This window comes from Robiginitalea sp. (assembly GCF_049588695.1).
Taxonomy (GTDB): domain Bacteria; phylum Bacteroidota; class Bacteroidia; order Flavobacteriales; family Flavobacteriaceae; genus Robiginitalea.
Map to the genome: position 1 here is coordinate 1 of NZ_JBAVZJ010000436.1, position 8696 is coordinate 8696.

General features: G+C 50.4%; 6 protein-coding genes and 1 pseudogene. 6 read left to right on the top strand and 1 reads right to left on the bottom strand.

The features are described 5' to 3' along the window. Together WBV75_RS10390 and WBV75_RS10395 are read left to right on the top strand one after the other, a co-directional pair. A pseudogene (locus WBV75_RS10390) lies at nucleotides 1-1611 on the top strand (TonB-dependent receptor); the annotation flags it as partial. 84 nt (nucleotides 1612-1695) lie between these two features. Further along, the gene (locus WBV75_RS10395; protein ID WP_424120544.1) at nucleotides 1696-2139 is read left to right on the top strand and encodes a hypothetical protein; all 444 of its coding nucleotides are present in this window, start codon (nucleotides 1696-1698) and stop codon (nucleotides 2137-2139) included. Here the strand turns inward: WBV75_RS10395 and WBV75_RS10400 are convergent. After that, nucleotides 2132-3223 carry an endonuclease/exonuclease/phosphatase family protein gene (locus WBV75_RS10400; RefSeq protein WP_424120545.1) on the bottom strand — a complete coding sequence of 364 codons (1092 nt, stop codon included), beginning with the start codon at nucleotides 3221-3223 and terminating at the stop codon, nucleotides 2132-2134. The two genes, WBV75_RS10395 and WBV75_RS10400, sit on opposite strands and share 8 nt — an antisense overlap. An 89-nt stretch (nucleotides 3224-3312) precedes the next feature. Between WBV75_RS10400 and WBV75_RS10405 the strand changes: the two genes are divergently transcribed. The 4 genes from WBV75_RS10405 to WBV75_RS10420 all read left to right on the top strand — a co-directional run. After that, a complete protein-coding gene (locus WBV75_RS10405) occupies nucleotides 3313-6078 on the top strand; it encodes a TonB-dependent receptor (protein ID WP_424120546.1) in 2766 nt (921 codons plus the stop codon). Next, nucleotides 6075-7469, top strand: coding sequence for a DUF5689 domain-containing protein (locus WBV75_RS10410; RefSeq protein WP_424120547.1), 1395 nt, complete (start codon nucleotides 6075-6077; stop codon nucleotides 7467-7469). Before WBV75_RS10405 ends, WBV75_RS10410 begins: the two co-directional genes overlap by 4 nt. A gap of 116 nt (nucleotides 7470-7585) precedes the next feature. After that, nucleotides 7586-8062 (top strand): ankyrin repeat domain-containing protein, encoded by a 477-nt coding sequence (locus WBV75_RS10415; RefSeq protein ID WP_424120548.1) that lies wholly within the window; start codon nucleotides 7586-7588, stop codon nucleotides 8060-8062. A 21-nt stretch (nucleotides 8063-8083) separates the two neighbouring features. Further along, nucleotides 8084-8696, top strand: a 613-nt coding sequence (locus WBV75_RS10420) for a nitrilase-related carbon-nitrogen hydrolase (RefSeq protein ID WP_424120549.1), incomplete at its 3' end; no start/stop codon positions are given.

Consider the following 8696-nt stretch of genomic DNA (forward strand, 5'->3'; position numbering starts at 1 on the left):
TCCCTGGTAGGGGATGGAACCGTTGGCGATGAATCGGCCGGTGCGGCAGAGTTCAGTACTGTTCAAGCCGGGTTCTATGTACAGGATGAGGTTCAGATGTCTGATAATTTGAGGGTGACGCTCGGGGCGCGTATCGATATTCCGTACTGGGAAGACGGCACGGCCAATGACGACTTTAACGACCGTACCATTCCGCTCCTGCAAGCTGCCGGAAAGGATTTACAAGGTGCCCGGGTTGGTCAGGGCATCGATCCTACTGCGATGTTTGCACCCAGGGTTGGTTTTAACTGGGATGTCAATGGTAACGGAACAACCCAGGTGCGTGGGGGTCTTGGGATTTTCACCTCCCGCCTGCCTTTGGTATGGCCCGGGGGAACTTATAACAACAACGGGATAACCGGAGGGTTTATGTTCGAGTTCGGACAGCCGTTCGAACCGGATGTCAACAACCAATTTGAGGATCCTGAACCGGGAACCGGGGGTACAGGGGGTAATATTGACTTAATTGCCAAGGACTTCAAACTGCCTCAGGTAACAAAATACAACATTGCCATAGATCAGAAATTGCCTTTCTGGAATCTGATCGCTACCGGAGACTTCCTCTATACGGATGTCATTACGGATGTATATTACCAGAACCTCAACCTGAAGGGGCCTGTGGGCTTCTATCAGGGAGCGGATAACCGTCCATTCTACGACCGTCGCGATGAAATCGATCCGACCTATCAGGGGATTTACCTGGCTTCCAATACCGGAGGGGGGTACGCCTATAACTGGACCTTCTCGCTTCGCAAGCCTTTTGAGAACGGTTTTGCCGGACAGATTTCCTATACCTATGGCGATTCCTTCAAGGTTTTTGACGGGACTTCTTCCCAGAACAGTTCGCAGTGGCGAAATATTCAGACGGTAAATGGAAAGAACTCAAATCTGCCTGTGACCCGTTCGGACTTTGCCATTGGAAACCGTATTACTGCAAATGTTTCCTATGAAATTCCGTGGAACGACAATATCAAAACTACGATTGCACTGTTCTATGAAGGCTATCAGAGCACACCGTATAGCTTTATTTACAGGGAAGGCCGGGATTTGTTAAACGACGACTCCAGAGATAACGCCCTGATTTATATCCCCGAGAACCAGGATGATATCTTGCTGCTTGACATTACGGATAACGCGGGGAATGTCATCGTTTCTGCTGATGAGCAGTGGAACGACCTCGATACCTTTATCAACAGTGTAGACTACCTGAGTGAACGCCGCGGGGAGTACGCGGAGCGCAATGGCTCCAGAGGGGTTTGGAATCATGTGGTTGACCTGAAGCTGCTTCAGGACTTCAGCCTTGATTTTGGCAGTAAGACACATACCTTCCAGATTTCACTGGATATGTTCAACTTCACCAACTTTATCAATAAAGATTGGGGAGAGCGAAGGTTTATCCGTTCTGAGGTCAGCCCTTTGACTACTGTCGGTACAAACGATACGCCGGCTTTCCAGGTGAACTACGGTACAGTTAATGATGATGGAACCCCCAACATTATTGAGCTGAATGATGCGGGTCTGGCCTCTTCAAGGTGGCAGGCGCAAATCGGACTGCGATACATATTTAATTAAGGTTCAGATTCTGTGAAAAAACCCCGGTCGCGAGACCGGGGTTTTTTTGTAAAAAAGAATACCTTTAAGGCTAAATCAAAGACCATGGAAATTCTGCAAACTGTACATTCCTATCTGGCCTACGTGGTATTGGCGATACTCTTTATCGCTGTAGCGAACGCTGTGCTCGGCCTTTTAGGAAACAAAATGTTTACGATGGAAAAGGATTTGAGAATCAGTCTTTTCGCCCTGATCCTAAGCCATATCCAACTTTTAATAGGTCTGGTGCTTTACTTCGTTACCACCAGTGGTTTTAAGGCCATACAGCTCGTAGGGATGGAGGGCGTGACCTCCAATCCTGCCGCCCGCCTTCTCGCCCTGGAACACCCCCTGATCAATATTGTCGCCGTAGTCTTAATAACCGTTGGTTGGTCCCGTCACAAAAAATTCCTGGAGGGGAGTAAAAAGTTTCGGAGTATCGCTATTTTTTACGGTCTGGGCCTGCTCTTGATCCTCAGTCGCATACCGTGGGGACAATGGTTTAATTAGCCCTTGCCAGCGCAGGGCGAATAAGGTAAGCGAACACGGGGAAGTGGTCGCTGTACCCGCCTTGGTACAGGCCTCCCGCATACGTTCGAAAAGGATACCCCTTATAGCGACCTGAAGGAGTTTTAAGGTAATCGGCCTGGAAAATTCCAATTTTCCAAAGCCGATACCCTTCTCCTGTTTTATTCCTCCAGTCCCGACTAAAAAGAATCTGATCGAAGAGGTTCCATCGGTCCCTGTAGGCCAGGGTTCCCAACCCCCTTCTGTACGCCTTTGAAAGGGGGTTGTAGAGTTCGCGATTTAAGGACTGTTCTTTTTTCCATGCCCTCCCCTTTAAAATACTTAGGCTTTTGTCTTCCGGATTGTCGTTGTAATCACCCATGGAAATGATTTTGATTTCCGGATGGCGGTACATCAGGGAATCGATCAGGTGGCGTTGAAGCAGGGCGGCGGCCTTGCGGTGCCCCCGACTCCGGATGGTGCCCCCGCCCCGGGAGGGCCAGTGGTTGACCAATAGTCCAATGTAATCCGTATCCAGGTACCCCAGGACGATTAACTGATCCCGGGTGTATTTGCGAAATCCTTTTTCATCGTGTAACAGCAACCTAACACTCTTACTTTCTTCCGGGAAAAAGCGGTCTTTGCGATAGAGCAATCCTACATCAATACCCCGGGGATCCGGAGAATCAAAATGGACAACCCCATAGGGAAAGGAACGGAGGGCCGGTTGTCGGATCAGGGATTGGAGCATGTCTTCGTTTTCGACTTCACAGACCCCGATAATATCCGGGGGATTCACACCTATTTCAGTTCCGATTTCAGCAAGGGTTTGGGAGAGGTGCAGCAGTTTTTTAGCAAGGCGTGTGCCGGTCCAGTGGTCCACCCCTTCAGGCGTTCTGGCGTCGTCTGATGTAAGGGAATCATTGCGGGTGTCAAAGAGATTCTCCAGGTTGTAAAAGGCAATGGTGCGGATCAGGTATTGGCTTTTGCCGGTTTTGTGCGATGGTGGTGGTCCTTCCAACCCCTGACAAAGGAGTGTGTGGTGACCAATCAATACGAGAAAGGCGAGCGCGATTCGATTTTTCATTTGAGTTTCTGACAAATCTAAGGGGCGGATATGCAAGGCGAATGCACTGTGGCGGTCGACTTTCGCCTCGTTTCAACCTCCTGGTTTCTATGGTTTTCTCGCTCAGGTTTATCCGCAATATTATTTGTGGCGGTTTGTTTTTTGTGTTGAGTTTTACATTGGTGGCTCAGCAAGCAGGCCTGAGGGGCAAGGTTGTGGATCTGCATTCCGGGAAGGGGCTGCCCGGGGTTTTGGTGAAGTTTGAGGATGGGGGCGCCGAAGTGCTCTCGGATTCTGCCGGGATTTTCTTCCTGAAACCCCAAAGGCCACGGACTCATATAAATTGTCAATTTTCTCTGAAGGGGTATACCAGCCGGACTTTTACCAATCTCGATGTATCCCGGGGATTGGACCTGGGAAATGTGACCCTGGAACCCGAGAGGGAACCCGCAGATGAAGAAAACCTTATCCCATTGAGTGAGAGCGATGTTTTTGAGGAAGATGTGATCGAGGGCAGTTCGGGATTTCTCCACGCAAGCAGGGATATATTTTTAAACAGGGCTGCGTTTGATTTCAGTGCTGCATTTTTCAGGATTCGCGGCTATGACAATAGAAATGCGGCTGTATTCCTCAATGGGATTCCCATGAATCGCTTTTCCAATGGACGTCCGCAATGGAATAACTGGGGTGGCCTCAATGACGTGACCCGAAACCAGCAGTACTCTATGGGTTTGCAACCTTCAGAAGCGGGATTCGGAGGGATTATGGGGACTACGGCGATACAGATCAGTCCGTCGGCAGTCAGAAAAGGCTTCCGCCTTACGGTGAGCGCCTCTAACCGCAATTACGCAGGTCGCCTTATGGCTACCTATAATTCGGGTATGGGAAGTGGCAAATGGGGTTTTTTAACTTCGGTTTCCAAACGGGCGGCCGGACAGGGGTATATGCAAGGCACACCTTATGATGCCTATTCCGTTTTAGGCGGAATCGCCTACAGGCCATCTCCCCAACACGAAGTGACCCTTGTGGGTATTTATGCTTCGAATCTCAGGGGGAGGTCTTCGGCTCTGTCTGCCGAGACTTTGGCCCTGGGAGGCAGGTTGTACAACCCTTATTGGGGATGGCAGGAAGGCAAGGTCCGGAATTCCCGAATGCGATACATCTCTGAACCTTTTATCGGTCTTCGATATCATTACTCCGGCTCCTCTTTGCGATATACCGTGGCAGGGGCCTACCGGGAAGGTATCCAGTTTCGGACGCGTCTTTCCTATTTCAATGCCCCGAATCCGGACCCGGCGTATTACAGGAATCTACCGAGCTTTTACTGGAACAGCCCCGTCGGACCCAACCTTCAGAGTGCGGAGGCTGCCAGGAAGGGGTTCGGAAACTCCAGCCAAATCGATTGGCACTCACTTTATGGTATGAATACCCGGGGAAACCCGGGTCAGGAAGCATCCTATATCCTGCAGGCGGATAGCTCGGAAGAGAATCAGTTTTCAGTGAACACTTTTGGGACCTGGGATTTGGCACGGGGTTGGCAAATTCGGGCCGGAACCCTTTTTCAGCAATCCACGATTCAGAATTACGGCCGCCTGGATGACCTTCTCGGGGCTGCCTATCACCAGGATGCGGATCCTTTTAGTGGGACGAGAAATGATTTGGAAGGCGTCCTGGAAAAGAAGGAGGGCGACCGAATCGGGTATGACTACAATATTGGGGTAATTCAATGGCAGACCTTCTTATCTCTTGAAACCTCAGGACCGAAGTGGACGGCCTTTTTAAGCGGGCAGGCTGGAAAAATCACATACCAACGGACCGGAAATTTTCGCAATGAAAAATATCCCGAAACCTCTGTGGGTGCTGGCAAACGCAAGGGTTTTGCAGATTATGGAGTCAAAGGTGGGTTGACCTACCAGATTACAGGAAGACATTGGATAGCTGTGAACGGGGTTCTTATGAAGCGTCCACCAGTATTGAGAAACACCTTTATTAACCCCAGGGAGCGCCACGGATTTGTCGAGAACCTGCAGGGTGAGCGTCTTGCTTCTGCGGAGGTGTCCTATTTTCTAAGGGGAACTGTGCTGACCTCACGCCTGAGCGGATATTACACGCGGGTAATGGACCAGGGAAAGGTGAATTTCTTTTTTTCTGATACGGGCTATGGTTCGGGGTTTATCCAGGAAATCGCTACCGGTCTGGATAGGCTTCACAAAGGGGTAGAGTTAGGACTGGAACTAGACCTGAGTCCTGCGGTGCAGCTCAGTACTGTTTTAGCTTTGGGGGAATTCACCTACGCCAGCGATCCGGATCTCAGGATATATTTTCTGCCGGGAGACCAGCCCGGGGATCTTCACCAGGCAGAGGGCACGCTTGCCCTTGGACCCGCTGCTATAAAAGGGCACCCTTTTCCTGCCGGGCCTTCCCGGGCATTTAGTATAGGCCTTCATTACCGGGATCCTTCGTACTGGTGGATAGGGACTACATTGAATTATCTATCCGGGCAATACCCATCTCCTTCTTTTTTACGTCATACCCGGAGCTTTCTCCGCGATCCGGAAACCGGTGAGGAGTCTCCGGGTATATTACGGGAAGCCTACCCGAAGTCCCTGCGGCCAAAGGCGCTCCCTCCTGTCTATCTTGTGAATCTTCTCGGGGGAAAGTCCTGGAAAAAAGGACCCCACTATGTAAGTCTTTTTATCAGTGTCGCCAACCTCCTGGATGCGTTTTATCTTTCCGGCGGTTACCAATCGGGAAGAAATGGCAATCTAAAACAATGGTATGACGATCAATTGAGTGGCAATCCATCTTTTGGCACTCGCTACTGGCCCGGATTCGGGCGAACTTTTTTTCTCAATTTAAGCTGGAGTTTTTTATGAAATCAGGATTCGAATACCTGACTGTTTTGTGGTGCTTCACCGGCCTGTTTTTCGGGCTTTTCTCTGGGTGCCAACCCGACCTGGGCGCAGATCCGCCCGAGCGGGACTGTTCCGGGTTCGGTGCTCAAGCGATAACCCTTTCAGAACTCAAAAGGATTTATCCCGGTGAGACGATACAAATAGCAGATTCACTCCAGTGGGAAGCCATCGTGGTCTCGTCGGATGCCACTTCCAATATTTTCGGTGAAATTTACCTGCAGGACGCCGCGGATCCACAGGGGGGAGGGCTTGTCTTTTACACGGATTTGCTGGAATCCCATTCGCAAGCCCCTTTTGGCAGCCGTGTTTCGGTATATTTACAGGGATTGTATCTGGGGGTGTCCTCGGGGGCTTTTGAACTTGGAGGCTCCTTTTCGTCTTTTGGAAACCTGAGTGTGGGCCGTCTCCCCGCCCGTCTCTTTCAAAATCATATTCGGGTGCATTGCGAATCGGAGCGCCTTCCCCTTCCTGTCGCCACTGAAATTACCGAACTTTCAGACAGCCTCCTCAATACTTTTGTGGAGGTTGAGAATGTCGAATTTATAACAGAGGAAGCCGGACTTCCATTTGCCGAAGCCGGGATGGAGGTCCGGAGGACCCTCTCGGACTGTTATGGAAATTCCCTGAACGTAAAGAACAGCGGATATTCCGATTTCTATGCACAACCACTTCCAACCGGACATGGAAGGGTCCGGGGACTTCTCAATAAGTACCGGAATCGTTTTGAACTCGTGGTGATGTCCCCTTCTGATTTTGATTTTAGGGCACCCCGATGCGAGTTTCTGACTCCTTCTATGACCTCAGATTCTGTCCTGATTTCAGAGATTGCAGACCCGGATAACCTGCCCGAGGCTCGATTTTTAGAGTTATTCAATGCCTCAGGGGGGGAAATTGATCTTACAGGATGGGAATTGCTGAGGTATACCAATGCGAATGTGGAGCCCGGCAGGACAGTTTCTTTGGAGGGACTGGTCATCCCGGCTGCAGGCACTCTGGTTCTGAGTGCGCACCCGGACGTATTTGAAGCAACTTATGGTTTTATTCCGGATAAATCGGTTTCAGGAAACGGCCCTGCGGATTCCAACGGGGACGATACCCTTGTCCTGATCGATCCTTTTGGCAACGTTAAAGACACTTTTGGTAACCCGGGCACCGATGGGAGCGGGACCCCACATGAATTTGAGGACGGTAAGGCGGAGCGACGTGCCGGGGTGTTGACTTCAAGCCCCCTCTACAACCCGTCACAATGGCTTGTATACAATGATTCAGGTGGCCACAACTCCATTGAGGAGCCCCAGAATGCCCCGGAAGACTTCAGTCCGGGGAATCATCCTTCCGGTTCGGATCAGTAGGTATTGCAGCAGATACGAGGGTAGGGATATTTTATGGAAATCCAGGGTTAAAATCTACCGAATAAAACCAGGGGGGGTTGTTTCTCCTGTTTGTCAATTACTGTATTTTTACATCTATGGAAACAAGTGAATTTTTTAACAGTATACGTGAAGGAAATATCGAACGCACGGCTGCCTTGCTCAAGGCGCACCCGGAGTTGCTCAGCAGCAGGGATCAGCGGGGCTCTACCCCATTAATCCTGGCGGGCTATTACAATCAGGCCGAAGTAGTACAACTCTTGCTGGACAAGGGCGTTCCGGTGGATGAAAAGGACGGCTCCGGAAACACTGCACTTATGGGGGCCTGTTTTAAAGGGTATACGAGGATTGCGGAAATCCTAATAGATGCCGGAGCGAACGTAAATGAGCGAAATGGAATGGGGGGAACCTGCCTTATTTTTGCGATCACCTTTAACCGGGAGCCTATGGCCCGCTTACTCCTGGAGAAGGGTGCCCGTGTGGACGCGAAGGATCCGGAGGGGAAAACGGCTTTGGACCATGCCCGATCCCAGGGGCTGCATAGCCTGATTCCAATACTTGAAGCCCAATCCTGAATCTTCTAAGCCCTGTAAGCCGTGAAAGTCGCCCTGATACAGACATCTTTAGAATGGGAAAACCCTGAGGACAACAGGGCACACTTCGGTAACCTGATCCATACTTTGGATGGAGAAACGGATCTGATTGTTCTCCCGGAAATGTTCACTACGGGTTTTACCATGAATCCCGGGCGTATTCCATATGAGGAGGCCGGGCATACCCTTGACTGGATGCGGGAAAATGCGACTCGTACGGGGGCGGCCCTGGCTGGAAGTCTCATTTTTCAGGAAGCGGGTGAGTATTATAACCGGCTGGTTTTTATGTTTCCGGACGGAAATTACGAGTACTACGATAAAAGGCACACCTTTACCCTTGCGGGAGAAGATAAGGTCTACCAACGCGGCAACCAACGGAAGACCTTGCAGTATAAGGGATTGACTTTCTCTTTGCAAATTTGTTATGACCTGAGGTTCCCCGTCTGGTCGAGAAATACAGAGGATTACGACGTATTGATTTACGTGGCAAACTGGCCGCATACCCGAATAGCTGCCTGGGACACATTGTTAAAGGCCCGTGCCATTGAGAATATGTCCTATGTCATTGGGGTAAACCGAATCGGGAAAGATCTCAACGGACTTCAATATGAAGGAC

Bases quoted from the DNA above. Each gene is read 5' to 3' on its own strand.
- WBV75_RS10400 (WP_424120545.1), bottom strand. From the start codon at position 3,223: ATGAAAAATCGAATCGCGCTCGCCTTTCTCGTATTGATTGGTCACCAC.
- WBV75_RS10405 (WP_424120546.1), top strand. From the start codon at position 3,313: ATGGTTTTCTCGCTCAGGTTTATCCGCAATATTATTTGTGGCGGTTTG.
- WBV75_RS10410 (WP_424120547.1), top strand. From the start codon at position 6,075: ATGAAATCAGGATTCGAATACCTGACTGTTTTGTGGTGCTTCACCGGC.
- WBV75_RS10415 (WP_424120548.1), top strand. From the start codon at position 7,586: ATGGAAACAAGTGAATTTTTTAACAGTATACGTGAAGGAAATATCGAA.
- WBV75_RS10395 (WP_424120544.1), top strand. From the start codon at position 1,696: ATGGAAATTCTGCAAACTGTACATTCCTATCTGGCCTACGTGGTATTG.